The following is a 25,722-nucleotide window of genomic DNA, read 5'->3' on the forward strand; positions in this document are numbered from 1 at the left end:
GCTACCAACTCAGCGACAGCATCCCGCTCCTGCAAGGCGACGGCCTTGCCGCGCTGGACGCCGCTATTGCCGACCTCTACGGCACAGAAGCCGCTGCCGCGCGCGCACAAGGCGCCACCTACCGCGACGTAACCGGCGGCATCGACTGGATCCTCTGCAACCCGCCCTACGTCGAAGAGGGCGAAATGGACGACATTGCTGTCGAATACCGGTACGAACCGCGCCACGCCCTCACCTCCGGTGCCGACGGCCTCGACTTCACCCGTCGCCTGCTGCACACAGCGGGCGACTACCTGAGCGAGCGCGGCCTACTCGTACTGGAAGTCGGCATGAGCGGGCAAAACCTCGAAGATGCCTACCCCGACGCGGCCTTCGACTGGGCCGAACTCACACGCGGCGGTGCCGGCGTCTGTGTCATCAGCGCCGACGAACTCCTCGCCTGGCGCGACGCTGGCATCGTCTAAACACAGAGGACGTTTTTCAGAAAATCGTGCTGTTCGACCTCGCTTTTGAATGCGTCTTGCGCGTAGCCGAGCGCACCAAGGTAGGCATAGTGACCATTGCCACTGGTTTTCGGGTTGGCGAGGACGATTTCCACGCCGTCTTTGACGAGGTCACCCCAGTTTTCGATGTGTTTCGGGTTACCCTTGCACACGAGGAAGGCGGTGGTGGAGTAGTAAGGCAAGCTGTGATGCGGCAGGCGTTCACGCCAGTTTTCCGGCAGCAGTTTGCCTTTCTGCGCGAGGACATCAATATCGGTCACCTGGTTGAAGGTGACGACATCGGCTTTCAGCCCTTGCAGGATGGCATTCGCCTGCTTCGAGGAACCGGCATGCGATTGGGTGATTTTCACGTCCGGGTGTTCCTTTTGATACAGCGCGTTGTACTGGACAAAGAGTTCGCGCGCGATGTCGTAGGAGGCGTTGAGCAGCTCTTTATCAGCGGCAAAGGTCGGCAGGGCGCTAGCGGCAAAGAGGGCGGCGAGGAGGATTTTTTTCATGGTAATTAGCGATGCGGGCATGGTAGGAATTTCTGCTATCGCTGACCAATAGCGGTTTTTTTCGGGGCTTATAACCTGTGGGTATGCGACATCAAACACGATTGACGTATTCCGTAGTGCGTAACACAATGCACGGAAAAAAATAAGCTGGCTGACATGATCAAATCCTTTGCATCCAAAGAGACCAAAGCCTTTTTTGCAGGCGATACGGTTAAACGTTATCAAGCGTTTGCGGCGACTGCCGGGCGGAAACTGACACTGCTGGATGAAACCAAGGCCTTGGATGATCTGAAAATCCCGATGGGAAACAAACTGGAAGCGCTCAGGGGGGGATCGCAACGGCCAGCACAGCATCCGCATCAATCAACAATACCGTCTGTGTTTCCGCTGGCAGGACGGCGACACATATGATGTGGAAATCGTCGATTATCACTAAACAGGAGTTATTTCATGATGACCAAGAACGGTATGCGCCCCATCCATCCGGGCGAAATCCTGCGCGAGGAATACCTGGCTCCGCTGGGCCTCAGCGTGAACGCACTCGCTCTGGCGCTGCGTGTACCCGCCACGCGAATGCACGCGATTGTCAAAGAGGAGCGCAGCATCACGCCTGATACCGCCCTGCGCCTGGCGCGTTACTTCGGGACCACGCCGGAATTATGGCTGAACCTGCAAAGCACCTACGACATCAAAATCGCCATGCAAAGCTTCCGTCCGGAAGAAGTCTTGCCCTTTGCGGAAACGCAGCACGCGGCAGAGACCGCATAAACCAAGCAGAACCACCCCGTGCCTCAGCCGCCCGCGCAGGGCGGTTGGTGTATGATTGCCGCCTTTTCATTGACCAGAATTCAGGAAACCCCATGCAGCCGCATTACCAACCGCAGACCCTCGAAGCCGCCATCCAGAAAAGCTGGGCGGAGAACCGCACCTTTGAAGTGAAAACCGACCCGACGCGCGAAAAATTCTACTGCCTGTCGATGTTCCCCTACCCGTCCGGACGGCTGCACATGGGGCACGTACGCAACTACACCATCGGCGACGTGATCGCCCGCTACCAGCGGATGCTCGGCAAAAACGTGCTGCAACCGATGGGCTGGGACGCCTTCGGAATGCCCGCTGAAAACGCGGCGATGAACCACCAGGTCGCCCCCGCCGCCTGGACATACAGCAACATCGACTACATGAAAACCCAGCTGAAAGCGCTGGGCTTTGCCATTGACTGGTCGCGCGAAATCGCGACCTGCAAACCCGACTACTACCGCTGGGAACAATGGCTCTTCACCCGCCTCTTCGAGAAAGGGCTGATTTACCGCAAAAACGGCACCGTCAACTGGGACCCCGTGGACCAAACCGTGCTCGCCAACGAACAAGTCATCGACGGGCGCGGCTGGCGCAGCGGCGCGCTGGTGGAAAAGCGCGAGATTCCGATGTACTACTTCCGCATCACCGACTACGCCGAAGAACTCCTGCGCGACCTCGACACGCTCGACGGCTGGCCGGAGCGCGTCAAAACCATGCAGCGCAACTGGATTGGCAAATCGCGCGGCATGACCATCCGCTTCGCCCTGCGCGACGACAGCCGCCAAGGCCTGCCGGAAGACATCCAAAACGTGCAGGTCTATACCACCCGCCCCGATACCCTGCTCGGCGCCACCTACCTTGCCGTTGCCGCCGAACACCCGCTGGCAACCGCTGCCGCCATCGATAACCCGGCGCTTGCCGCCTTCATTAACGAATGCAAGGCCGGATCCGTCGCCGAGGCGGATGTCGCCACCATGGAAAAAAAAGGGATGGCGACCGGGCGCTACGTCATCAACCCGCTCAGTGGCGAAGCACTGGAAGTGTGGGTCGCCAACTACGTCCTCTGGGGCTACGGCGACGGTGCGGTCATGGCCGTGCCTGCGCACGACGAACGCGACTTCGCATTTGCCCACAAATACGGCCTGCCCATCAAACAAGTCGTCGCCAAAGATGGCGAACACTACGACCCCGCCACCTGGCAAGAATGGTACGCCGCGAAAGAAAACACCCGCCTTATCGCGAGCGGCGCCTTTGACGGCCTCGACTTCAGCCAAGCCTTCGACGCCATCGGTACGGCGCTCGGCAAAAGCGGCGCGGGCGAAGAAAAAACCCAATACCGCCTGCGCGACTGGGGCATCAGCCGCCAGCGCTACTGGGGCTGCCCCATCCCCATCATTCACGACGCCGCAGGGCGCGACCTGCCGGTGGACGACCGTGACCTGCCCGTTGTCCTGCCGGAGAACATCATCCCGGACGGCAGCGGCAGCCCGCTCGCCAAAGACCCCGCCTACTACCAGACGACCGACGCCAACGGCCAGCCCGCGCGGCGCGAAACCGACACCATGGACACCTTCGTCGAATCCAGCTGGTACTTCTTCCGCTACATGTCGCCCGACTACCAGGGCGGCATGGTTGCGCCGGAAGACGCCGCCTACTGGCAGGACGTGGACCAATACATCGGCGGCATCGAACACGCCATCCTCCACCTCCTCTACGCCCGCTTCTTCACCAAACTCATGCGCGACGAAGGCCTCGTGCAAGTCAACGAACCCTTCAAACGCCTCCTGACCCAGGGCATGGTGCTCGCCGCTACCTGGTACCGCGAAGACACAAGCGGCAAAAAAACCTGGTACAACCCCGCGGATGTCGAAGCGCAGACCGACGACAAAGGCCGCGTTACCGGCGGCACCCTGATGGCCGACGGCCAGCCCGTGCAATACGGCGGCATGGAAAAAATGTCCAAATCCAAAAACAACGGCGTCGATCCCGAAGCCCTCGTACAAAAATACGGCGCCGACACCGCCCGCCTCTACACCATGTTCACCGCGCCGCCCGAATCCACCCTCGAATGGAGCGAGAGCGGCGTTGAAGGCGCGCACAAATACCTGCGCCGCCTCTGGAGCTACGCCTACGAGCATCGCGACGCGCTGGACGCCACGCCCGTTGATCCGGCAGCACTCGACGCCAAACACAAAACCATCCGCCACACCATCCACAGCGAACTGCGCAGCGCCCGTTACGACTACAGCCGCAACCAGTTCAACACCGTTGTCTCCTCGACGATGAAAATCCTGAACGCCATCAGCGAAATAGATGCCACAAACAACCGCCTGCGCTACGAAGGCCTGCGCATCCTGCTGCTCGTCCTCGCGCCGATCGCGCCACACATCACTGCTGCCCTGTGGCAGGAACTTGGTTACACAGGGAACATCCTCGACACAGCCATTCCTGAGCCGGACGAAGCCGCGTTGCAACAGGACAGCATCACCCTCGCCGTACAAGTCAACGGCAAACGCCGCGCGGAAATCAGTGTGGCAGCGGACGCGGACAACGACATCATCATCACCGCCGCCCTTGCCCATCCCGACGTCGCCCGCCACACCGAGGGCAAAACGCCGAAAAAAAGCATCGTTGTGCCCGGCAAACTGGTGAACCTCGTCATTTGACGCCCTGCCGTTTCCGACAACAAAAATCCCGCTACAGCGGGATTTTTTATGCCTGACAGAAAGCCAGGTTTTGCCCCGCTTGGGGCTGCCCACGAACCCAGCATTTATCCCGCTTGGCGGCTTTCCGAACGGCAGGGCGTGCTTTGACCCACCATTTACATGATACATATAACGGACGGAAACCCACCTGATAACAAATGCCTCATCCACCGGAATAGTGGAGCAATTCGCCGGAGGAGTCATGATGGTATTTTTAGCCATAGCAAAAACGATATTTTTTTCTCCACCTCTATTTCTTAGTCATATTAACCATACTTTTTCCCTTGGATAGATGAACCCCCTATCTGGCTAATGTATCGAACAGAGACATTTTAATGCTGGCGATAAAAGTTTAAGAAAAGATGAACATCCCCTGCGGCTTTCGTAATCTACTAATAGATTCCATAAATTCATTGGGATAAATTCGTAAGAATGGCGTTATGACATACCGTTTACTTGCAGAAATGCGGGGGAATTTTCATAATAATGCCCGGATTCTCCATTACCTGTATGCAGGTGAAAGATTCCGGACAATCCCTAAAAATCATTGCCCGATGCCTGCATCTTCTTTGCGATGAATCCCCTGTTGTTTTTATCCGTTTTTAGGAGATTGTCATGTCCTTCAAATCTATTGGCATTATGAGCAGTATTGCATTCGCGCTATTACTCACCGGTTGCGGCGGCAGCGGTCCCGGTATAAAGGTCGTTCCGTCGCCCAAACCCACACCCGACATTCCTTCACCCAAACCGACACCGGGTAACAATGTTTACCGCAGCATGAGTTCCTATAACAGCACGAAGCACGCCAGCAACGGCTCGGTCTCCAATAATGCCCCCAGCTTCGACACGCTGACTTTCAACGGGCGGGAATTGCCGCTGGTGGTTGAAAATATCAAGAATGGGCGGATTGTCGCCCTGGATCGGGGTGCGAAACTGGGCGGCGTTTCATACAAGAAATTCTATGTCGGCACCACGCGGCAGGCGAATGCCCGCTTCGGCGCCCTCAATTACGACGGCAACAATATTGTCTTCCATCAGGGATATTTGTCTGCCCATGTACCAACCCGAGGTGAAGCGGAATATGTCGGCGACGTCATTCATGTCAACAATACTGACAACAACTATACCAACGGCATCATGATTGCCAGAGCCAATTTCGCCGACAAGACACTGAAGATGGCCTTTACCAAACCGGGCGACAAGAGCAATTTCGTCAACCGCAACCTGGAAGCGACGATCAACGGCAACAAATTCAGCGGCCTCAGTAACGGCACACATGTGGATGGCGCTTTCTACGGCAACGACGCCAAAGAAATGGCCGGTCACTACACGAACGCGAAGGAAAACTTCCAGGGCGCCTTTGGCGGCACGCAGCAGTGGTCGCGCGGTACCGGTACCCATTGATATACATGGGATCGTCTTCTCCTGCCTGCCCCTTCCCGAAGGGGCCTTTTTATCGCCGGGCAGGCGAAAAGGCGACATGCTTTTTTGTTATCATGCCGCGAAAACCCTAATGGAAACAGGCATGGCAGTATTTTTCACCGCGGATACGCACTTTTTTCACCACGGCATCATCAAATACTGCCACCGCCCCTTCCGCAGTGTGCGCGAGATGAACGAAGGCATCATCGCCCGCTGGAACGCCCAGGTCGGCAAGGGTGACCGCGTCTATCACCTGGGCGATGTCTCCTTCGGCGGCCTCGCCGAAACCTTCCGCCTGCTTGCCGAACTCAACGGCGAAATCTGCCTGATCAGCGGCAACCACGACGACGAACTCAGCACCGATCCCTACCTCGCCGAGCGCTTCCACTGGATCAAGCCCTACCACGAAGAAACCCGCGACGGTATCGCCCTGATCATGTTCCATTACCCCATCCTCGAATGGCGCGGTGCGCAGCGCGGCAGCTGGCACCTCTATGGCCACACCCACGGCACCGTGCGCCTGCGCGGCGCAGCGCTGGACGTCGGCATTGATGCCCATCCTGCCTTCCGCTTGTGGAGCTGGGACGACATCCGCGCCCGCCTTAATGGCATCCCGCCACTGCCCTACCCGCCGCGCGAGATGAAAAACCAATAGCGCTGGCGATATTCACGCTAACTGCGCCATAAATCGCCTCTACAACTCCCAATCCAGGCGATAAACACCACATCTACCGTTATTAACCGCAGAAATTGCGCCCGGCGCGCATCCTTTACCTTGCCAAGCATCAGGCGGCGCGCTATCGTGCCACTCCCAACCCATAACACAAAGGAAACCCCATGAGTCGAGAAGTTCCTGCCGTCTTCGGCAGCGTCTTTTCCCCCGAAATGCCAGTCATCGCCTTTGAGGACGGCGCCTGGCAAAAGGTGCGCTGGCAAAGCAGTGCGGAAATGTCTTTCCCGCCCGGCGCGCACGCCTTGCACTACGGTAGCGAATGCTTCGAAGGACTGAAAGCCTTCCGCCAACAAAACGGCGACATCGTCATCTTCCGCCCGGACGACAACATCGCGCGCATGCGGCAAAGTGCCCGCCTGCTGCACATGCCGGTGCCGGAAGCGGACACCTACCGCGCGGCCCTCTTCGAGCTGGTCAAACGCGCCGCCGACATCGTTCCTGATGCACCGAACGCCCTCTACCTGCGCCCAACCCTGGTCGGCACCGACCCAGTCATCGGTAAGGCGGGAAGCGGCACCACTTCCGCCCTGCTCTACATCCTCGCTTCACCGGTTGGCGACTACTTCAAAGTCGGCTCGCCGATGAAACTCCTGGTCGAAACCGGACATATGCGCTGCGCCCCGCACATGGGCCGCATCAAATGCGGCGGCAACTACGCCTCCGCCCTGCCGTGGGTAGTGGACGCCAAAGAAAAATACGGCGCCAACCAGGTGCTCTTCTGCCCGGGCGGCGACGTACAGGAAACCGGTGCTTCCAACTTCATGCTGATACAGGGCGATGAAATCATCACCAAACCGCTTACCGCCGAATTCCTGCACGGCGTCACCCGCGCCTCGGTGCTGCAAATTGCGCCCGACCTCGGCTACCGCGTCAGCGAACGCGATTTCACCGTCGCCGAACTCAAACAGGCAGTAGAAGGCGGCGCAGAAGCGATACTAACCGGCACAGCGGCGGTAATCTCACCCGTGACCGCCTTTGTCATCGACGGCAAAGAAGTACCCGTCACCGGCGGACAAAAACGCGGCCTCGCCATTCGTAAAGCCATTACCGACATCCAGTACGGTATCACCCCCGACCGCTACGGCTGGATTCATAAAGTCGCCTGAACATTCACCGCACCTGCGAAAAACGCCACGCATTGCGTGGCGTTTTTATTGCCAATGATGAGGCGACATATACCCAAACATCTAAAAAACCGTAACGGCGTTGCGCCGCCCTGTGTCATCCCTACTAAAACGACTATCTTGCAGACTGGCGCGCGTCAGCGGGATAGCTGCCGTGACACCGTTTTTCGTACGGCTTCATGCAAAACGCGGCATCCATCCGTGCAACCGTCGTCATGTTCACTCCCCATCCTCCGCTGCGGTAGGAAACGCCGCCGCACGGTGCAGCGTCGCCTGCGCCCAGTTGCGGTGCACGGCGGTTTCCTGCATCGCTCCGCCGGCACGGAACACGGCTTCTTCGCTGGCGAGGATTTGCTGCGCGAGGTCGCGTTCTTCTTGGCTGACGCGGTATTCCCGCTCAATCACCGCTACCTGCGCGGGATGTATGGCGCTTTTGCCGGTGAGGCCGTGGCGCAGGTCTTCCCGCACTTCCTGCGCGAGGAGGTTGGGGCGGTCGAGGTATTCGAAGACGGGAGCGGAGAGGAGGTAGCCTGCCGGTTTGCAGAGACCGACCAGGCGGTCGATCAATGTGCCAAGCGGGGTGGCGTAGAGGGTGACATCCGGCGGACGGCGCAGGTGCAACTGGCTCAAGAGGTCGTTGCCGCCGATACGCAGGCAGAGGATGTGCGCGCGCCAGCCGTCGCGGTCGAAGGTATCCAACAGGCGTAGCACTTCGCTCTCCCGGTAGGTTTCCTGTGTTTCCAGGGTCGGCATCAGGCGGAAAGCCGTGCCGCGCAGGTCGCGGTAATCGCCGAGGCTGGCAGCGGTAATCTTCGGCAGTACGAAGCCATGGATGCGTTCGATATGCGGCATGGCCAACACCTGCCGCATCACGCCGGCATCGCGCAGGCGGATGAAGCGGTGGCGCAGGCAGTCGTCCGGCGTGGCGGCCAGCGCGGCAGCGAGGTTGGCCAGCGCCTGCGGCAGGTCGCGCGCAGAGACGCTGTCTTCGGTGCAGTAGATGAGCGAGCGCACGCCGGGCAGTTTGTCGCCGCGCGCGATGGCAACCAGCTGCGGATGGGTCGCGGGGACGTAGAGGCAGGCGCCGAGTTGGTGGGCGTTCATGGACGGTTCCGGATGTGGGTGATGATGATGCTACGGGGAAGGCGGCAGGCGGGTCAACAGCATGCTTTGTGCTGTTCCAGGAGGGCCAGCGTCTTTTCTTTCAGCGTTTCAGCATCGGTCTCCGGCGGCAGCGGCGCACCGATGAGGACGTCGATACGGGCGAACCATTTGCGCGGCCCGCCTTTCATCAGCCCGCCCGCGTGCGAGAAGAGGCTGCCCCAGAGGTTATCGATGGCAACGGGGATGACCGGCACGGGATCGCGTTCCAGCATTTTTTCGATGCCGCGCCGGTACACGCCGATTTCGCCGTCGCGGGTCAGTTCGCCTTCGGGGAAGATGGCGACGATGTCGCCGTCGGCGAGCGCCGTGTGCACGTCTTCAAAGGATTGACGGAAGAGCGCGGCGTCTTCGCTGCGCCCAGCGATGGGGATGGCGCGCGCGCTTTTGAAGATGTAGCGCAACACGGGAATGCGGAAGATTTTGTAGTACATGATGAAGCGCAGCGGACGGCGGATGGCGACCATGAGGATGAGCGCATCCATGTAGGAGATGTGGTTGCAGGCGATGATGGCCGCGCCGCTGCGCGGGATGTTGTCGCGGCCGCGTACGCGCAGGCGGTAGCAGCAAGCGACGATGAGGATGACGAGGCAGCGCATGATGAATTCCGGAACGACGGTGAAGATGTAAAGCGAGATGGCGAGGTGCACGCCGAGCAGGAGTGCGATGAGCGCTTGCAGCGACCAGCCGAAGACGCTGAGGATGAGGATGGAGAGGACGCTCACCAGCACGAGGAAGAGGGCGTTCAGGATGTTGTTCGCCGCGATCATCTGCGATTTGTGCCCGCTTTCGGCGCGGTGCTGGATGATGGCGTAGAGCGGCACGGCGTAGATACCGCCGCCGAAGGCGATAGCGAAGAAGGAAAGTGTGGTGTGCAGGAAGCGCGGGTCGTGCAGGAAGGTGCGGAAGGTGTGCAATTCGCTGAGGGCGGGGTTGGCGCTGATGGTGATGACACCCGCCATGCCGGCGGCGAGGATGAAGGCGCCAACGGGGACAAGCCCCGCCTCAATCCGCCCGCGCGCAAGGAAGTTGCTGAGGAGCGAGCCGATGCCGATGCCGACGGAGAACAGCACCAGCAGGTAGGTGGTCACTTCCGGGCCGCTATTCAGCACTTCTTTGGCGTACTGCGGGATTTGCGTCAAGAGCGCGCCGCCGAGCAGCCAGAACCAGGAGATGGCGAGGATGCACTGGTAGATGGTTTTCTGGCGGATGGTGTAGGTGAGCAGGGTTTTGGTCTGCTGCCAGGGATGGAACGGCGGCAGGGCGCTGCGGTCGGTCGCGCCCTGGGCGGCAGGGATGAGGTAGGCGCTGATAAGCCCGATGGTGACGGCGGCAACCATTGCCGCATACAGCAGCGGATACAGCGATTCGCGCGCGACCAGCGAAGCGCCCACCAGGGTGCCGCCGAGAATGGCGAGGAAGGTGCCCGCTTCGACGAGGCCGTTGCCCAGCATCAGTTCTTCTTCGCGCAGCCGTTCCGGCAGGAGGCCGTATTTCACCGGGCCGAAGAAGGTGGATTGCAGGCCGAGCAGGCAGAGGACGGCGACCATCAGCGGGATGAGGTCGAAGACGAAGGCAACGATGCCGACGGCCATGATGAACACTTCCAGCCATTTGATACGCACAATGAGGAAGCGCTTCTCGAAGCGGTCCGCCAATAGGCCGGACCAGGCGGAGAAAAGGAACATCGGGAAGATGAAGAGCGCCATGCTCAGGTTGGTGTAGAAGCTGAGGGTTTTGCTGTCGCTGAGGCGCAGGGTGAGGTACACCAAGAGTGCGTTTTTGTAGAGGTTGTCGGTGAAGGCGCCGCCAAACTGGGTGATGAAGAACGGCAGGAAGCGTCGGGAAAAGAGGAGCATGGGGGGATTCCAAAGTAGGGTGGGTCTCGGCCCGGCAAGCGGTAGAGGAGATGGCGTTATCTTTTTTGGGCGACACCAGTAGATTCAGGGGAGGCCTGCCAGGCGGCGATAATGCTGTCGCTGCGGCGGACGCGGACAGGGTTATCCGGCAGGATGAGCTGTGCCCAGAGGTCGTTGTAGTAGGCGATGAGCACATCCGCCGCGATGGGCGGGCGGTCGCCGGTGGTGTGGGCATCGGCAGCGACCGTCACGCGGTAATCCAGCGCGGCTGCCGCCTTGATGGTGCTGTCCACACAGTAATCGGTCGTGCAGCCGCAGATGGTCAGGTCGCGGCAGTGCCACTCAGCCAGCGTAGCGGCGAGCGCGGTGCGGTAAAAGGCGTTGCAGGCAGTCTTGTCGAGATACACCGCGGCAGCGGGGACGTGCAGTTCCGGCAATAACTGCCACACCGCGCCGCCTGCCGGCAAATCGTCGTCCGTGTGGCGGATGACGACGGTATGCGGGGCAGCGGCCATCAGGCGGTTGATGTTGCCAACGACCGTCGCGCGCGCATGACGCGGGGTGGCGAACACGCCATTTTGCATATCAATGACGAGCAGGGCGTCGCGCATCGGCTTCACTTGCCTTTCTTCTGCTTCGCCGCCGGTTTAACCTCCGCCCGCGTACATTCCGTCGGATTGTCGCGTTCGTCGTGCATATTAAGCTGCTGCTTGTCGGCCTTAGCAACGGTCAGCGAAACCGCATCGCCTGCCTTCACGCCGCGCAGTACGCCAAACATCTTCGCTTCAAACGCCGCCACATCGGGTTTTTCGTCCAGCATCTTCTGAATGCGCGGCGGCATTGCCCGCTCAACCGCGCTTTTTACCGTTTCCACGCGCAGCACGCCATCCGTGAGCTTCCACGTTTCTTCATTGTGCGTCGTGTATTGCAAGAGGCCGTCGCGGATGAAGAAGATGGTAGTGCCGTCGCTGGTGGTGGTGCCATCGGCATTAAAAATGCGCACATCGTCAATCTTGGCATTGATTTCCGGATACGAGGTGCTGCACGACCAGCGGCCAAGCAAATCCGCTTCGCTGAGTGCAGCAGCAAACGGGGCGGCCAGCGCCGCCAGCAGGGGGAAAAGAAAACGCATAAGAACTCCTTAGCCCGTCACGGGTTGTGGTTGGAAAGAATCACACAGCTGCCAGTTCTCACCGTCATCACTGGCAAAGACCAGCACCATGCCGTGATTGAAGGGGTAATAGCCGCCCGTGCGCAGCAGATGTGCACCGAGCTGACCGATCCACGGCAAATGACCGACGGCGATGAGGTCGCTCTCGCCGCGCGCAACAAGAAAATCATAGACGCTCATCGTCGCCTTGCCCGGATTGAGCGCGGCCACCGCCTCGCTGGGGAAGGGATAATGCGCCGCCGTCTCGATCGCCCGCCGCGCCATCGAGGTGAGGATGGGCAGATTGGGGTAGTGCGTGGCGAGCCACTGCCCGCCCTGCGCCGCCTGCTTGTGCCCGGTCGGGTCGAGCATGCGGTCATAGCCGTTAAAACTGTTGGCGCTGGCATGGCGCCAGAGGATCAGTTGCATACAAACTCCTGCCGCAAGCGGCGTGATGAGAGGAGGCTAGTATAACGGGCGGGAAAAGCGCGTGGTTGTCCCGCTTGGCAGGCGCAGCAACTAGTCGCTTGGCAGGACCAGTAACTACGCCGCTTGGCGGGGCCAGTAACTACGCCGCTTGACGGGTCCAGTAACTATGCTGCTTGGCGGGCCCAGCAATGACGCCGCTTGGCGGGCCCAGCAATGACGCCGCTTGGCGGACCCAGCAACTATGCCGCTTGGCGGGGCCAGTAACTATGCCGCTTGACGGGGCCAGTAACTGCGCCGCTTGACGGGGCCAGTAACTGCGCCGCTTGGCGGGCGCAGGGTGGACTTCAGTCCACCGCTCCGGCGTAGCGCAGGTCAGTCTTTATCCCGCTTGGTGGCTGCGCAGGCGGATAATCGTCCGGCAACAGCAGGCGGCATTCTTCCGCATCACAATCAAACGGCAGCAGCCACAGTTGCAGTTGCGTGTTGCGGAACTGCACAGGCAGCGGTTGCGAAAACAGTGCCGTTTGCGGGTACACCAGCGCCAGTTTGCCTGTCCGGTCATCGTAGTAATTGATGCCGTAAGCCAGTAGTTGATAGAGGTCGCTACTCGCGACGCCACTGATGCCCTGCCCTTCCGGCACCTTCCATTTGCAATCCAGTACCCATTGCGTGCTGCCATCTGCGGCGTCGCTGAGGACGAGATCGGGGCGCAAAAAGCGGTTTGGCCCGTCACCAGCCAGCAGGCCGTGCTTGCGGTGCTGCGTGTGCACGCGCAGATGGGGGAAGGTACGGGTGAGATGCTGCGCCACGTAAGCTTCAAACAGTGCTTCCATCGGGAACAGCAGCGCGGGCAGCCTATCGTCGCGCCCGTCGCCAAGCGGGTTGGTCTCCGCCAGCAAGAGCTGCGCCCAAGCGAGCGCCTCGCGGTAGTAACCCATGCCGCGCTCAAAGCGGACGCGGGCAAAATCATCGCCGGGCCGCGTGGAAGGCGGAATGTCGGCGAGGGCAAAGCGCAGTTCACGGGCAAGGCGCTGATGACCGGGGTGGCGGGTACGTTGCAGGGCCTGCAACACGGCGCTGTGCAGCAGGCGGTTTTCCGCGCGGTCGGGGCTGTATTCATCGTGCGCGGTGTAGAAGCGGTCGGCGCGGACGTCGCAGCGTTTTGACGAAGAAGGGGGTTCAGCCCGCCACTTTGCCGTTGAAGCGTTCCAGCTGGAACATCACCCGGTCGCCCCGGTGCCAGGTGGAGAAGATTTCCACCGCTTCGTCGTGTTCGTCGTAGGTGGTGCCGCTCAGGAGCAGCAGCGGCGCACCGGGCGAGACGCCGAGCAAACCAGCCATCGGGTCGGCGGCGGGCACGGCATAGACGTTGCGCAGGGAGCGCAGCAGGTTGATGTGCGCGCGGGTTTTCATCAGTTCGTGCAGCGAGGCGTTTTCCAGCACTTCGCGCGGTAGTTGCCCGACCAGCACCGGCGGCAACCAGGTTTCGATAAGCGCCAGCGGGTAACCGTAGCCGCTGCGCAGGCGCTGCAGGTGCAATGCTTCCCCGCCCCAGGCGGGCGGCGCTTCTTCGTAGGGCACCACGCCCCAGGCGAGGATTTCTGTCTGCACGGTCGCGCCGGTTTCTTCGACTTGCAGGCCGAGGCCGTTCAGCGATTGCACGATGCGGCGGATGCGGTTCACCGGCAGGACGAAGCTGCCTTTGCCGCGCGCTTTTTGCACCAGTCCTTCTGCTTCCAGGGTCGCGAGTGCCTGCCGCACCACCGAGCGCGAGACGCCGAAGCGTTTTTGCAGTTCGGCTTCGGACGGCAGCGGACCGTGCAGCAGTTCGGAATGGATGTCGCGGCGCAGGCTGTCGGCGACGGTGGCGTACAGGGGTTGGGTGGTGGACATGGGCTCTCCTGAGCGGGATTGTGGGAACTGCATTGTAACGCGCCCACTTGTGGGGGCGACGGGCGTAGGCACCGCCAAGCGGCACGGTTGCCGGGCCTGCCAAGCGGCGTAAACACTGGCCCGTCAAGCGGCGTCGTTGCCGGGTTTGTCGTCATCGCAAAAAGCAGGTATCGCCTGCCCGGCAGGCTGAAGCCCACCCTACGCCCGGCAAGCGGCAGGGTGGTGCGGTGCTTTGTTTATGGTTTTTTCTGCGGGCGTCGGCTACGCCATCGCTTTGTTTTTGCAGCTTTCTTTCCATTACCGCCACATCGCGACTGGTTTTTTGCGTTTGCCGCATTGACTTTTGTCAGTCTTAGAGGTAATTTCAACTTGTACGTACATGTTGTTATTCCTTTTGTCTTTGGAGGTTGCCATGTCTACCCGTCCGGATGCTACGCCGCGCAGTATTGTTCCGCTGTATGACTGGATGAACCGTCTGCCCGGCGGGGCGATGGTGATTCCGCTGGTGCTGGGTTCGCTGGCCGGTACGTTCGCGCCGGAGGCGCTGAATATCGGCTCGTTTACCACAGCCCTGTTCAAGAATTCTGCCGCGCCGCTGATTGCATTATTGATTTTTGCGACCGGGATGCAGATCACGCTGCGCAGTTCCGGACCAGTGCTGGCGCATACTGGGGTGGTGCTACTCTGCAAGACGCTGCTACCCGCCCTGCTCGTCACCCTGCTCGGCCTGGTGGTTGGGCGGGACGGCATCGCCGGGGCGTCACTGCTGGCGCTCCTGACGATTGTCGCCAATTCCAACGGCGGTATCTGGCTGGCCTTCACCGGTAAATACGGCGATTTCCGTGACCGGGGCGCCTATATCGCCTCCGCTGTAAACGACGGGCCGTTCTTCGTCCTGCTTTTCCTCGGCGTCTCCGGACTGGCCGATATTCCGGTGCTGTTAATGGTGGCGGCGGTGGTGCCGCTCCTGCTCGGCATGGTCATCGGCAATCTTGACCCGAAATGGACGGAGGTGATGAAGCCGACCGGCGCCATTGTCATTCCTTTTTTCGCTTTTGCCCTCGGCACCGGCATCAATCTGCACGCTATCGCCACCGGCGGCGCGGTCGGGCTGGTGCTCGGCGTGCTCTGCTGCCTGCTAACCGGGGCGATGACTTACGCCGGATACAAGCTGCTGCACCGCGGCAAGCAGTCCGGCATCGGCTTCGCTGCCGGGACGACCGCCGGCAATGCGGTCATCACCCCGGAAATCGTCGCCCAGGCCGACCCTTCCATGCTGCCTTATGTACAAACCGCGACCGCGCAAGTGGCGGCTGCTGTCCTCGTCTCCGCCGTGCTTGCGCCACTGGTCGCCGCCTGGGTACTCAAGCGGGAAGGCGGTCTTCCCCAAGAACAGGAGTAAATCATGTCCACTTCCCTGCTCGTCGTCGCCGACGATTTGACTGGCGCCAATGACACCAGCGTGACTTTCGCCCGGGCCGGTTTTGCCACCGTCCTCGCGCTCTCCCCCGACACACTGCCCGAAGCCTTGCAGGCCGAGGCCGAAGTCTTCGCCGTCTCCACGGACTGCCGCCCGTTGCCGGAGCAGGCGGCAGCGGCGACGGCAGCGGTGATTGCCGCTGCGCACGCCCGCGATCTCGCCCGTCTTTATCTGAAAATCGACTCCACCATGCGCGGCTCGGTGGCGGCGCAAATCGAGGGCGCGCTTACCGCCTGGCGCGCCGTACACAGCGATGCCCGCGCGGTGGTTTGCCCCGCTTATCCGGCAATGGGGCGGACGATCGAAAGCGGCCGCCTGCTGGTCAGCGGTATCCCGGTCAACGACACCCCATCCGGGCGCGACGCCATCTGCCCGGTGCCAACTGCCGACATGGCGGCGCTCCTGCCCGGCGCGCTGGTGATGCCCTGTCAGGAAGCACATGCCCTGGCTGATGCCATCCGCCAGAGCGAGGCGGAGGTGGTCGTGGTTGATGCGCGCAGCGATGACGACCTGCGCCGCATCGCTGAAGCGATCGCCCTCCTCGGCTACGGCGCCATCCCGGTCGGTTCCGCCGGCCTCGCGAACGCCATCGTCGCCACCCTGCCGGCTGCGACGGCACAGGCGGCGCCCGACCCGCTACCGCTCAATGCTCCGGCGCTGCTCCTCGTCACCTCCATCCATGACACCAGCCAGCAGCAGGTTGATGCCTATATCGGTTCGACCGCCGGCGCGGACGCCATCGTTTTCAGCCCGCACCCGGCGCAACTACTCGCGCCCGGCTCCCTGCCCGCGCTGACCGCGCAGTTGCAAGCGCTGCTCGTCTCCGGCGACGGCACCGTCATTATCCGCGCCAACCCTGCCCGCATTGCCAGCGGCGCCGCCGCCGAAGCGCTGGCCAAGACTTTCGCACAGCAACTGGCGGCGCTCGGCAAACACAGCCTGAAAAAACGCCGCTTCGGTGCGCTGGTGCTGTTCGGCGGCGACGGCTCGGCCGCCCTGCTGCACGCGCTCGGCGTTACCGCACTGCGCGTCTTGCGCCCCATCGCCGAAGGCGTGCCGCTGGCCACTGTGCGTGGTGGTGCTTATGACGGTCTCGTCGTCATCACCAAATCCGGCGGTTTCGGCGCGCCCGACCTGCTCTGCCGCATGATGGCAGACCTCAACCCCAAGGAGGCTCACGTATGACCCTGCCAGTACTGGCTATCACCCTCGGCGACGTCGCCGGTATCGGCCCGGAAATCACCGCCAAAACCCTGCTCAACCACCCCGGACTGCGGCAGATTGCCAAGCTGTTCGTCATCGGCGACGCCGCTGCCCTGCGGCGCGGCTGCCGCTTCGCCGGGCTTGACCCCGCCAGCGTGCGCACCATCGCGGGCGCCGCCGATGTGACGAACGACCCCGCCACCATCGAAGTGCTGCAAGTGGGGGAGGCGCTGGATGACGTACCGCCGGGGAAAATCGCGGCACGCGCCGGCGATGGCGCCTACCGTTACGTGGTCGAAGCCTGCTGCCTCGGCCGCGCCGGGGAAATTGACGGCATCGTTACCGCCCCGCTCAACAAGGCAGCGATGCACGCCGGCGGCCACCACTGGCCGGGGCATACCGAAATCCTCGCCCACGAATTCGGGGTGAAAAACTACTCGATGATCCTCTCGGCGGGTGATTTCTACCTCTTCCACCTCACCACCCACCAATCGCTGCACAGCGCCATTGACGCCTGCACCCCGGCGCGCACCCGCACCGTCATCAACCTCGCCCACGCCCTCGCCTGCGCCCTCGGCCAGCCGGAGAGCAAAATCGGCGTCTGCGGCATCAACCCGCATGCCGGGGAAAACCGCCTCTTCGGCGACGAAGACGCCGACCAACTTGCCCCCGCCATTCATGCGGCGCAGGCAGACGGCATCAACGTGCACGGCCCGCTGCCCGCCGACGCCCTCATCCCGCAGGCGGTGCGCGGCAAATGGCCGATGGTGATCGCCTGCTACCACGACCAGGGCCACGCCCCGTTCAAGGCTGTCTATGGCGACGACGGCGTCAACATTACTGCCGGCCTGCCGGTGGTGCGCGTCTCGGTTGACCACGGCACCGCCTTCGACATCGCAGGCCGTGGCATCGCCCGTGAAGGCTCGCTGGTGCTCGCTTGCCAGCGCGCCGCCGCCCTCTCGCAAGGCTGGGCGCAAGTCTGGCAAAGCGCACAACAGGAGAACACGCCATGAATACCCCGGCCATCCGCGAAAGCCGCGCCGATCTCTACATCAGCATCGGCCTGCTCGTCTTCTGCGTCTTTGCCGCCATCGCCACCGCACAGTTGAAAACCCCGCCCGGCGGCAGCATCGCCGGGCCCGCCTTCATGCCCTGGATTATGGTGGTGCTGCTCGGCCTCGGCTCCGCCGGCCTGCTCGTCCGCGCCCTGTGGCAGGAAAAAACGGGCGACAGCGGCAGTATCGCCCTGCCTGGGCGCCGCGTGCTGCGGCAAATGGTGCTGTTCGTGCTGCTGATGATTGCTTACGCCGTCACCCTCATGCCCATCGGCTATATCTGGACAACCGCCGCCACCCTCCTCCTCGGCCTGCTCATCCTCGGCGAACGCAAACCGCTGGTCCTCATCCTCTTCCCGGCGGTGATGACGGCGGCGGTGTACCTCGGCTTCACCAAGCTACTCGCCGTCTGGCTGCCCTAATCATTACCTACAACGGAGACCGTCATCATGTTGAAAAAAGCCCTGCTTGCCGCCGCCTGCGCTGCGATCCTGCCCGCCTTCGCCGCCTACCCGGAACGGCCTATCCAGATTATCGTCCCCTACTCCCCCGGTGGCGGCAGCGATTTGGCGCTACGCCTTTTCGGCGAAACCGTGAAAAAACACTACCCCGGCACCAACGTCGTCATCCGCAACCAGCCGGGCGGCGGCGGCTCCATCGGCACCTCGGCCGCCATCAACGCCCGCCCGGACGGCTACACCCTCGGTACCGGCGCCCAAGGCCCGCTTGTCATCAAACCGCTCATCGGCGGCACCGACTACAAATGTACGGCGCTTTTTATTCGTGCATAAAACCGGCTTTATTTGTGCATACCCAGCCGGCCCCTCCGTTATTTAGATGTGCATAAAATGCAGATTTAAACGCCGCTAAATCCCCCTTAATTTTGCCCCCTCTATTTCCCCCCTCTGGCGTCAGCGATTTTGTGTCGGGGGAAGGCGGGTTCGAAGGTGGCGAGGGCGTCGTCCTGAGCGCGGTGAGGGAGCGCGCCGTTGGTGTGCAGGGTGTCCAGCGCCGCCATTATCAGCCTTACCCCCATCGGTGCCAGCTCGCGTCGCCACAGGCTCTCCGGGGTGTCATCCGGGCGAATGTGGCACCAGTCCTGCGCTACGATACCACCGGTGTCGGCGCCGTCGTCCATCAAATACACCGTGCCGCCCGTGATGGCCTCGCGCATGTGGATGGCCCAGCGCACCGCGTCGCGACCACGGTGGCGCGGTAGCAGCGACGGGTGATAGGCCAGCACGCCGTGCCGCGCCCGCGCGCGGATAGCGGCGGGCAGGTAGTCATGCAGGTGGGCCGCCACTATCAGATCGCAAGCGGGGATCTGGGTGACAGCCTCGCCATGCAACACTCCGGCGGCGTGAGCTGCGCGGCGGAAGGTGTCATCCCCGCCTGTTGCAACCGCCGAGACGGTGTAGTGCTTGGTGTGGCACGCCTGCAATACCGCCGCCGCCAGCCATTTTTGCCCGACGATCACGACGTGCATGCGTCCTCCTCCCCCAAGTAGCGAAAGCCCTGCACCGCACGGAAATGACCGCCGAAGCCTGACCCTTTCCCCGATTTGCGCAGGGTGTCGCGTGACCGGCCCTTGTTGCTGCCGTAAAGCGTGCCAGAGACTTGCGTCCAGCGCGCGTCGCGGCGCAATGCGGCGGCAAGACCGGGGTGACTGGTGTGGAAAAGCGTGCGCAGCGGCAGACCGTAGCGGTTTTGTCCGGCCAGCCACAGCGCGCAGCAACCATTGAGGAAGCGCATTCCTACACCGGCTCCCTGCCACTCCGGCATCACAACCAAGCGGCAAGCGCGCGCCTCGGTCAGCCCCGGTCGGGTGGAAAAGGCGATGTGTGCCACGGGCTGGCCGTCCACCAGCCCCATGTAGTGAGTGGCCGCTATCATCGGCGGCAGGTCTAGATAGTGATGCGGTGCAAACAGGGCCCAGTCGGCTTGGCGGCATTGGTATATCTCCAGGTCGATTGTGGGGCGTCGCCTGGGCCACCCCCATTGATAGGTGCCGCTGGCAGTGTCGAACACCCAATCAGGCGTAAGCCAGTCAAGGATGTCGTAGTGGCAGGATAGCAGCACTGCCTGCGGTCGTGACGGCAGGCGGCGCCAGCTCTTGGCAAAGGCACCGGCGCCAATTTGCGCGATTTGCCGGTCCACGACTGAGGAAAACTCGTCAATTACCACCAATGGTGGCGCCTCGCAGATGACGCGGGCAAGGTTAGCGCGGAATTGTTCCCCATTGGAGAGTGCGGCGTAAGGTCGCAGCCACGCGGGCACCGTACCCAAACCAACGGAGGCCAGCGCCGCCGTGACGTCATCAAAGCTGCCGTCCGGTGCGATAGCGTCAACAATGGGACGGTCACGCGGCCAGGCGGGAGCGTAGAGCGCACCCAGGCGTCTGCCGATGCTGGTTTTGCCAGTGCCGGAAGGCCCGACGATGACGCCGATTTGCCACGGCCGCGCATCAAGCGGCAGGTCGGCGTCAATGTAAACGTCCGCGCCGCTGTCCACGTTAAAGAGGGATTTAACCCGCGCCGCGCGGTAGGAGTTGAAGTCGGCGCAGCGGTGATGGATGCTGACCCTCATACACACACCACCTTGACCTTGAGACCCAGCGCAGTGAGCTGTTTGTACAGCGCCTGTTGATGTGCCTCGTCCTTGCAGCGAACGATAACGCCGTATTGTGGCCGGTATTTATAGCCGTTTTTGCCGTATTGCATAAGCATCTCCGTGTAGATGCTCGCGGCATTCTTGATTGTTAAAGACCGCCACACGCTTGCAGCGCGGGCATTTGATTTCGAGCTGGCCACGCAGGTTGTGGCTTTGCGCGAGCAGTTTGTGACAGACGCAGCAACGGTGTTGCGTCGTGTATTTGTGCATAACAGATCCTTTTGGGTAAGATTCTGCTGCCTCTAGAGGTGGCAGCTTTGGCTTGCAGGGTCTGTCTGCGAGCTGGCGCGTGCCGTGTTAGCGCACGGCGCGCGTCGCTGTCTTTGTCAGTGATGTTTAACCGCCTCGGCCAGCTGGCCGGGCGTCCATTGGCGTTTGCCGTCGTAACCGAGAGCGGCAGCGCACCACTCCGAGCAATACCAGCGCGAATGCGCCGGCGGGAGAAAAGGCAGGATGAAGCGCAGGATGCCGATGTAGTCATAACGCCGTCCCTCCGTCTCACGAAATAGCGTCAGCAGCCGTCCGTAATCTAGCGTGAGCGGCAGTAAATCCCAATGCTCGCCGTCCAACACCATCTGCTTGCAGCGCACGCCACCGTCGGCAGCAAAGCTGCTGTAACACTCGAACACCCCCGATAGTCCTCTGACCGGCACGGCAATCTCGCAGTGCGAGTAGGGACTACGGGTAAACACGCGGATGAGCCAGTCACTGGCGTAGCGCCAGCGCACCCGCCACGCGGCATCACGCGGTGGCCGGTATTTATAGCAGGCGAGATAAGCGGTAACGGTACTCACGCGACCTCCGACAGTGCGGCAAGCAGTTCGGCAAACGTGGGGTATTCGCCGATGACACAGCCGCGCGCGTCGTCAATACCGAAGCCGTCCCCTGCCCCGTCTGATTTTTTCCAGACGCGGACGGCAGCGACGTCCAGCCCTCGATCCATGTATGCGGCGAAGAGCATGACGTCTTGGTGAATGGAAAACTCGACGCTGTCGGCATCGGCAAAATGCTCAAGAAGCGGCTTGATGTACTGGGCAAAATATCCGTTCACTGATTGAACTCCGGCGCGGTAAATTGCACCTCAATCGCCTCCACTGCCGCTACATCGGCGCAGGCCGCGACAGCGTCCTCGAGTGCCTGCCGTTGTCCGGCAATAGTGGCAGTCAGGGTGGTATAGGCGCGGCTCTTGCTGAGGGCTTTTTGCCGCAGTAAATCAAGCGGCACACCACGCGCGGCAGCAATCCCAGCGAGGAGCGGCGTCTCCGCGTTGTTATCCGCCGCCCAGGCCTCGGCCTCACGCGCCTGTTGCGCCCAGCTCTCCTGCTCAAAGGCGGGAATGCCCGTAAGCCCCGCCGCTGTGTTGATAAAGTCCTGCGCGGCGGTGGCGATGGCGTGCAGCTTGTTCTCTTTGGCTTGCGCGAGGAGTGCCGCCTGTGCCTGTACGTCCGCCTGCCAGCCCTTTTGCCGGTCGAAGACCATGCCGGGTGCGGGCGCGGGACCGCTCACGCACAATTGCCCCTTGTCGTTAAGCCATACCTCGCCACCGTTAGTAATGCTGGCGCAGATGGCGTCAATACCGGCCTGCGAGGTAATACGTACCCAGCCGTCGCCGCTGGTGGTGAGGTTGCCCGCATCATCGCGGACGAGATCGGCAAAATAGTGATCACGCAAATGAAACTGGCGCATGTGTCCTCCTTACTTGTGATAGCCGATGCAGATGAAATGACAGGTCATCGCCGCCGGGGTATAGACAGAAATGCCGCTCTGCCCATTGGCCGACGCCCCGATGGCAAACTTGCCGCTGCCGACATCGCAGCCGATGGGCACAAAATACCCTGTGAACGATTCTGGCAACTGAATCAGACTCTGGCCGCTTGCGGTGTTGACAGTCATGGTGATAATTTTCAGGCCGGAAGCGGCGTGATAAAACACCTGCGCTCCCCGGTGGTGAGACGGGTACGAATTCCAGGTCCAGCGCGCTTCGTTTTTCTTGGCGAAGTAATCGTGCAACCAGCCGCCATAGGGCTGTAGCCAAAGCCCCGCGTTGTTGGCGCGCATAAGGGGGCCGACCAGGCCGGCCGAGTCGGCATTGGCGACATAGAAATCGCTGCCTTGACCGTCTGCGGTATAGCCCAGCCAGCCGCGTTGTTTATCGCCAAGCCACACATCAACACCAACGGCCGTATTGGTGGTCGTACCTTCGTTTTGTAATTTCAGCGCGGCGAAGCGTTGCCCCGGATTCGTGCTCTTGACGGTCAGGGCGCCCGTCATCGTGTCGCCCGTCTTGCTCACCTTACCGTTGGCGTTTTGATTGGCCCCGCCGACGGCGCTGGCGACAATCTTGTTGACGGCTTTGAGCAGCTGCCCGTTGTCATTGTCATTAAGCGTCATCTCCGCCGCCTCAATCGGTGCAACAAGCTCGCCCTGCACCGCGTTGAGCCATTCGGCGGTGACGACCGTGCCTAACTCTTGCCGACCGTCGCCGTTATGAAACGTCTGGTCGGCACTCTTGATTTTTTGCATAGCTTAATCCTCGTACTGAAAAATCGCCGTCGTCCACGCCGGTTTGAGCTCTTGAAAAATATCCTCAATCTGCGGCGTGCCGTACTCGGAGAGGCGGTCGCCCGCACGCGAGACCCCGGCGCGGAAACGGGTACGGCGTACCGCCTGCCCGGAAACGCGGATGACCCACGTCCACACCGCATCCTCGCCGTTGAGACGCTCACCAGCGCGCCCAACGCCCGCGCGGAAGCTATCCAGCTCCTGAATGTCCACCGAAAAACCCTGCGCGGCGGCCAGGCGCTTGAAATAAGCGATGCTGAGACCACCGGTGGCATTGAGACGGGCGAGGACGGTGGCGGCGCGCAGCTGCATATTGCCGGCGGGAGCAATCCCCAGCACTGCCTCCCAGCGCGCCAAAAAATCATTATCAGCGCGGGCAAAGGGAGCCAAAGCCAGCGCACCGGCGCGGCTCTCGATGCGGGTAAACGCTGCTGCTGCCGGCGCAAAGACGGCGGCCGCCTGCGGCTGATAGCTGACCGGCGGCAGCAGGGCGGCAAGCAGGTCGTGGTAATCCATCACATATCCCCGATTTGCAGCTGTCCGAGGCGCAGCCACGGCACGGCACTGGCGGTCACGGTGGCGCTGACATTGGCGGCGGGAGCGACAACGGCGCGGTCACGCACCCCGGCAACACCAGAGATGACGGCCTCCAGCTGGGAGCGCACCACGTCCTCGCCGGGGCGCAAGCCCGCAAAATAGCCCCGGACGGCGGTGGTCACCGCTGCGTGTACCGTGGCGCGGTCGCTGCCCGCCACGAGGGCGAGGCGCAGCGACACATCCACCGTTTGCACCGTTGGCGCGAGGGCCAGAAAGCCGTTTTTGCGCGTCACCGGGCGGCGCTCGTCTACATAGGCCTGCACAGCGGCCAGCGTCTGCGCCGAGGGTAGTCCCTCAGCACCCAAAATCACCGCGTCCACGAAGCCGTTGCCCCGCCGCAGCGGGAAAATCATCGCATCCGCCACCCCCTCGACCTCCAAGCACCAGCGACGAAAATCGCGGGCATTGCCGCCTGCCGGTGGATAGCGGAGACGGTCGAGATAACGTGCCAGCAATGCGGTGTCATCCTCAGCATCACTACCGCCCTGCATGGCGCCGACCGTAACCGCTGCCTCAACGCCGGACGATGGCGATACCAGTCGTCCCTCACCACCCCGCTCGCTGTTGCCGGCAATACCGGGACGGACGGCATGCGCCAGCACCGTGGCGCTGCCACCGCTGATAGTGACGGCGCTGTCGGTTTGATAGCGCACCTCGCCCAGCGTAAATGTGGTAGCGGCAGGGATGACGCTGCCATCACGACCGCGCAGGGTGACAGAACCGCCGGCGGCGGCCGCCGCCTTGCGGTAGATGCCGTACTGCGCGGCGTGCATCTCCAAATAATCACTGTCGGCGGTGTCCGCAAACGCCTGTTTGAGTAACCATGCCTGATGCTGGTACAGCCCCTCGGCAACGGCGGCAAAGGCACTGGCGCGAACAAAATTGTCGCTGCCGGCGTGGGTGTGTGCGGTACTGTCCTGATTGGCGAGGTCGCGCAAATAGGCGTCGCGCACCTCCACAAAATTTTTCGCGATACTCATAAGACCACCCGCAGATTGAGATGGGTGACAACGCCACCGTTATCCTCCGCCGCAATCGCGAGCAGCAGCCAGCCACGCGCGGGGCGGCTGACCGCAACTGCGATACGGCGCGCCCGCCCGCCCTTGATGACGGGGTCCAAGGCCTGCTCGGCATATTGCCGTGCCAGCACCATCACGCGCGGCAGGTCTTTCTCGCGCTGCAACTCGTGCAGGCGTGAGCCCAAAGACGGGTCGGCCCACCACGAGCCCAGCGGTGTGAGCAGGCGGATGTAGATTTCGTTGCTGATGTCGGCGCAGCGGGCATTCGTGATATAGCTGCCGGTGCGCGGATTGAGTTTGGCGTCCATTGCGCCATTATCGGCGGACGTGGCGCGCGCCACTGTCCGGCAGAGGTCAGTGAGGCGGCTGGGTGTTGTCGCTGCCGCCCTTGACGCCGCCGTGGGTGTGATGCACCAGCGACACACCGGAGGCGGTTACATCACCGCCGACCTCCACATCGCCGCTGATTTTGACTGTCTGCGCGGTAATCTCGACCACATTGCCCTCACGCAGCACGATGGTGCTGCCGTGCGCGCTGTATAGCGCCACCTCGCCGCTTTTGAGGCCTATTACCCGTGCGCCGCCGCCAGCGACGGCGATCACCACACCATGACTGGTTGCGCCACCCAGCGGCAGGACAAAACAATCGCAACCGGCGGGCGGATTGGCGGTCAATCCCCACGGCTCGCCGTGCTCCAGCGCCTGCACCGTCTCGCCGGCCAACCCCTCAATCTGGATGCGCTGCACTGCCGCGCCGCTCTCCACCTGCGCCACCGCACCGCGAAAAGCACGGCGCACACTGTCCAGGGCGCGCCGGATGCGACTGTCCACCTGTTTGCTGTCCATATAACCCCCGTTT

The 25,722-nt window shown here is 62.0% G+C and carries 29 protein-coding genes and 3 pseudogenes (1 of these 32 running past the window's edge); 12 read left to right on the forward strand and 20 right to left on the reverse strand.

Annotated features, from left to right (window positions below; genetic code table 11):
- Positions 1-464, forward strand: partial view of a HemK family protein methyltransferase gene (locus DY250_RS12945; RefSeq protein WP_115612626.1) — the 3' portion only. It extends 508 nt beyond the left edge of the window; the window shows 464 of its 972 coding nt (coding positions 509-972); its start codon lies off the left edge, out of view; the stop codon is at positions 462-464.
- Positions 465-469: 5 nt separating this feature from the next.
- Here the strand turns inward: DY250_RS12945 and DY250_RS12950 are convergent.
- Positions 470-1,000, reverse strand: a pseudogene (locus DY250_RS12950) (sulfate ABC transporter substrate-binding protein); the annotation flags it as partial.
- A 156-nt stretch (positions 1,001-1,156) separates the two neighbouring features.
- Here DY250_RS12950 and DY250_RS14990 point away from each other — a divergent pair.
- The 6 genes and pseudogenes from DY250_RS14990 to ilvE all read left to right on the forward strand — a co-directional run bounded on the left by DY250_RS14990 (position 1,157) and on the right by ilvE (position 7,767).
- Positions 1,157-1,436: pseudogene (locus tag DY250_RS14990) on the forward strand (type II toxin-antitoxin system RelE/ParE family toxin).
- 17 nt (positions 1,437-1,453) lie between these two features.
- Complete coding sequence (locus tag DY250_RS12960; RefSeq protein ID WP_115612857.1) at positions 1,454-1,768, forward strand: HigA family addiction module antitoxin; 315 nt, start codon at positions 1,454-1,456, stop codon at positions 1,766-1,768.
- Positions 1,769-1,860: 92 nt separating this feature from the next.
- Positions 1,861-4,467 carry a leucine--tRNA ligase gene (gene leuS, locus DY250_RS12965; protein ID WP_115612627.1) on the forward strand — a complete coding sequence of 869 codons (2,607 nt, stop codon included), beginning with the start codon at positions 1,861-1,863 and terminating at the stop codon, positions 4,465-4,467.
- 654 nt (positions 4,468-5,121) lie between these two features.
- Positions 5,122-5,910: a transferrin-binding protein-like solute binding protein gene (locus DY250_RS12970; protein ID WP_115612628.1), complete on the forward strand. Its 789-nt coding sequence runs from the start codon at positions 5,122-5,124 to the stop codon at positions 5,908-5,910.
- Between the two features lie 121 nt (positions 5,911-6,031).
- Entirely contained in the window at positions 6,032-6,583 is a 552-nt protein-coding gene (locus tag DY250_RS12975) for a metallophosphoesterase family protein (protein ID WP_245951141.1), read from the forward strand.
- A gap of 182 nt (positions 6,584-6,765) precedes the next feature.
- Positions 6,766-7,767 (forward strand): branched-chain-amino-acid transaminase, encoded by a 1,002-nt coding sequence (gene ilvE, locus DY250_RS12980; RefSeq protein ID WP_115612630.1) that lies wholly within the window; start codon positions 6,766-6,768, stop codon positions 7,765-7,767.
- Positions 7,768-8,004: 237 nt separating this feature from the next.
- On the opposite strand, the gene DY250_RS12985 is transcribed toward ilvE, so the two are convergent.
- The 7 genes and pseudogenes from DY250_RS12985 to DY250_RS13015 form a co-directional block, all read right to left on the reverse strand.
- Positions 8,005-8,889 carry an HpcH/HpaI aldolase/citrate lyase family protein gene (locus DY250_RS12985; RefSeq protein WP_115612631.1) on the reverse strand — a complete coding sequence of 295 codons (885 nt, stop codon included), beginning with the start codon at positions 8,887-8,889 and terminating at the stop codon, positions 8,005-8,007.
- Between the two features lie 53 nt (positions 8,890-8,942).
- A complete protein-coding gene (locus DY250_RS12990) occupies positions 8,943-10,805 on the reverse strand; it encodes an MFS transporter (RefSeq protein ID WP_115612632.1) in 1,863 nt (620 codons plus the stop codon).
- A gap of 56 nt (positions 10,806-10,861) precedes the next feature.
- Positions 10,862-11,416 carry an isochorismatase family protein gene (locus tag DY250_RS12995; protein ID WP_115612633.1) on the reverse strand — a complete coding sequence of 185 codons (555 nt, stop codon included), beginning with the start codon at positions 11,414-11,416 and terminating at the stop codon, positions 10,862-10,864.
- Positions 11,417-11,421: 5 nt separating this feature from the next.
- Positions 11,422-11,937: a hypothetical protein gene (locus DY250_RS13000; protein ID WP_115612634.1), complete on the reverse strand. Its 516-nt coding sequence runs from the start codon at positions 11,935-11,937 to the stop codon at positions 11,422-11,424.
- A 9-nt stretch (positions 11,938-11,946) separates the two neighbouring features.
- Positions 11,947-12,384 carry a SixA phosphatase family protein gene (locus DY250_RS13005; RefSeq protein WP_115612635.1) on the reverse strand — a complete coding sequence of 146 codons (438 nt, stop codon included), beginning with the start codon at positions 12,382-12,384 and terminating at the stop codon, positions 11,947-11,949.
- Positions 12,385-12,728: 344 nt separating this feature from the next.
- A pseudogene (locus tag DY250_RS13010) lies at positions 12,729-13,526 on the reverse strand (McrC family protein); the annotation flags it as partial.
- A gap of 37 nt (positions 13,527-13,563) precedes the next feature.
- Entirely contained in the window at positions 13,564-14,277 is a 714-nt protein-coding gene (locus tag DY250_RS13015) for a GntR family transcriptional regulator (RefSeq protein ID WP_172542376.1), read from the reverse strand.
- A gap of 412 nt (positions 14,278-14,689) precedes the next feature.
- Here DY250_RS13015 and DY250_RS13020 point away from each other — a divergent pair, with 412 nt between their 5' ends.
- From DY250_RS13020 to DY250_RS13040, 5 genes are read left to right on the forward strand one after another with little or no spacing between them, the layout of a single operon-like run.
- On the forward strand, positions 14,690-15,679 hold the full coding sequence (locus DY250_RS13020; protein ID WP_115612638.1) for a 2-keto-3-deoxygluconate permease: 990 nt from the start codon (positions 14,690-14,692) through the stop codon (positions 15,677-15,679).
- A gap of 3 nt (positions 15,680-15,682) precedes the next feature.
- Entirely contained in the window at positions 15,683-16,942 is a 1,260-nt protein-coding gene (locus DY250_RS13025; RefSeq protein ID WP_115612639.1) for a four-carbon acid sugar kinase family protein, read from the forward strand.
- On the forward strand, positions 16,939-17,973 hold the full coding sequence (pdxA, locus tag DY250_RS13030; protein WP_115612640.1) for a 4-hydroxythreonine-4-phosphate dehydrogenase PdxA: 1,035 nt from the start codon (positions 16,939-16,941) through the stop codon (positions 17,971-17,973). The genes DY250_RS13025 and pdxA overlap by 4 nt, the downstream gene beginning before the upstream one ends.
- Positions 17,970-18,437, forward strand: a complete 468-nt coding sequence (locus tag DY250_RS13035) for a tripartite tricarboxylate transporter TctB family protein (protein WP_115612641.1) — start codon at positions 17,970-17,972, stop codon at positions 18,435-18,437. The genes pdxA and DY250_RS13035 overlap by 4 nt, the downstream gene beginning before the upstream one ends.
- Positions 18,438-18,464: 27 nt before the next feature.
- Entirely contained in the window at positions 18,465-18,806 is a 342-nt protein-coding gene (locus DY250_RS13040; RefSeq protein ID WP_115612642.1) for a Bug family tripartite tricarboxylate transporter substrate binding protein, read from the forward strand.
- 101 nt (positions 18,807-18,907) lie between these two features.
- On the opposite strand, the gene DY250_RS13045 is transcribed toward DY250_RS13040, so the two are convergent.
- The 12 genes from DY250_RS13045 to DY250_RS13095 form a co-directional block, all read right to left on the reverse strand.
- Positions 18,908-19,501 (reverse strand): formyltransferase family protein, encoded by a 594-nt coding sequence (locus DY250_RS13045; protein ID WP_115612643.1) that lies wholly within the window; start codon positions 19,499-19,501, stop codon positions 18,908-18,910.
- Positions 19,489-20,601, reverse strand: a complete 1,113-nt coding sequence (locus DY250_RS13050; RefSeq protein WP_115612644.1) for an ABC transporter ATP-binding protein — start codon at positions 20,599-20,601, stop codon at positions 19,489-19,491. Before DY250_RS13050 ends, DY250_RS13045 begins: the two co-directional genes overlap by 13 nt.
- The gene (locus tag DY250_RS14110; RefSeq protein WP_172542378.1) at positions 20,598-20,735 is read right to left on the reverse strand and encodes a hypothetical protein; all 138 of its coding nucleotides are present in this window, start codon (positions 20,733-20,735) and stop codon (positions 20,598-20,600) included. The genes DY250_RS13050 and DY250_RS14110 overlap by 4 nt, the downstream gene beginning before the upstream one ends.
- Positions 20,710-20,895: a Com family DNA-binding transcriptional regulator gene (locus tag DY250_RS14995; protein ID WP_115612645.1), complete on the reverse strand. Its 186-nt coding sequence runs from the start codon at positions 20,893-20,895 to the stop codon at positions 20,710-20,712. The genes DY250_RS14110 and DY250_RS14995 overlap by 26 nt, the downstream gene beginning before the upstream one ends.
- A 116-nt stretch (positions 20,896-21,011) precedes the next feature.
- The gene (locus DY250_RS13060) at positions 21,012-21,479 is read right to left on the reverse strand and encodes a hypothetical protein (RefSeq protein ID WP_115612646.1); all 468 of its coding nucleotides are present in this window, start codon (positions 21,477-21,479) and stop codon (positions 21,012-21,014) included.
- Positions 21,476-21,736, reverse strand: a complete 261-nt coding sequence (locus DY250_RS13065; protein WP_115612647.1) for a hypothetical protein — start codon at positions 21,734-21,736, stop codon at positions 21,476-21,478. Before DY250_RS13065 ends, DY250_RS13060 begins: the two co-directional genes overlap by 4 nt.
- The gene (locus DY250_RS13070) at positions 21,733-22,371 is read right to left on the reverse strand and encodes a hypothetical protein (protein ID WP_115612648.1); all 639 of its coding nucleotides are present in this window, start codon (positions 22,369-22,371) and stop codon (positions 21,733-21,735) included. The genes DY250_RS13065 and DY250_RS13070 overlap by 4 nt, the downstream gene beginning before the upstream one ends.
- 9 nt (positions 22,372-22,380) lie before the next feature.
- Positions 22,381-23,208, reverse strand: a complete 828-nt coding sequence (locus DY250_RS13075) for a hypothetical protein (RefSeq protein WP_115612649.1) — start codon at positions 23,206-23,208, stop codon at positions 22,381-22,383.
- A 3-nt stretch (positions 23,209-23,211) separates the two neighbouring features.
- Positions 23,212-23,763: a putative phage tail protein gene (locus DY250_RS13080; protein ID WP_006984819.1), complete on the reverse strand. Its 552-nt coding sequence runs from the start codon at positions 23,761-23,763 to the stop codon at positions 23,212-23,214.
- A complete protein-coding gene (locus DY250_RS13085) occupies positions 23,763-24,824 on the reverse strand; it encodes a baseplate J/gp47 family protein (protein WP_115612650.1) in 1,062 nt (353 codons plus the stop codon). The genes DY250_RS13080 and DY250_RS13085 overlap by 1 nt, the downstream gene beginning before the upstream one ends.
- Positions 24,821-25,171 (reverse strand): phage GP46 family protein, encoded by a 351-nt coding sequence (locus tag DY250_RS13090; RefSeq protein ID WP_115612651.1) that lies wholly within the window; start codon positions 25,169-25,171, stop codon positions 24,821-24,823. The genes DY250_RS13085 and DY250_RS13090 overlap by 4 nt, the downstream gene beginning before the upstream one ends.
- 46 nt (positions 25,172-25,217) lie before the next feature.
- Entirely contained in the window at positions 25,218-25,709 is a 492-nt protein-coding gene (locus DY250_RS13095) for a phage baseplate assembly protein V (RefSeq protein ID WP_115612652.1), read from the reverse strand.
- Between the last annotated feature and the right edge of the window lie 13 nt (positions 25,710-25,722).

The organism is Cardiobacterium valvarum (genome assembly GCF_900460955.1).
Taxonomy (GTDB): Bacteria; Pseudomonadota; Gammaproteobacteria; order Cardiobacteriales; family Cardiobacteriaceae; genus Cardiobacterium; species Cardiobacterium valvarum.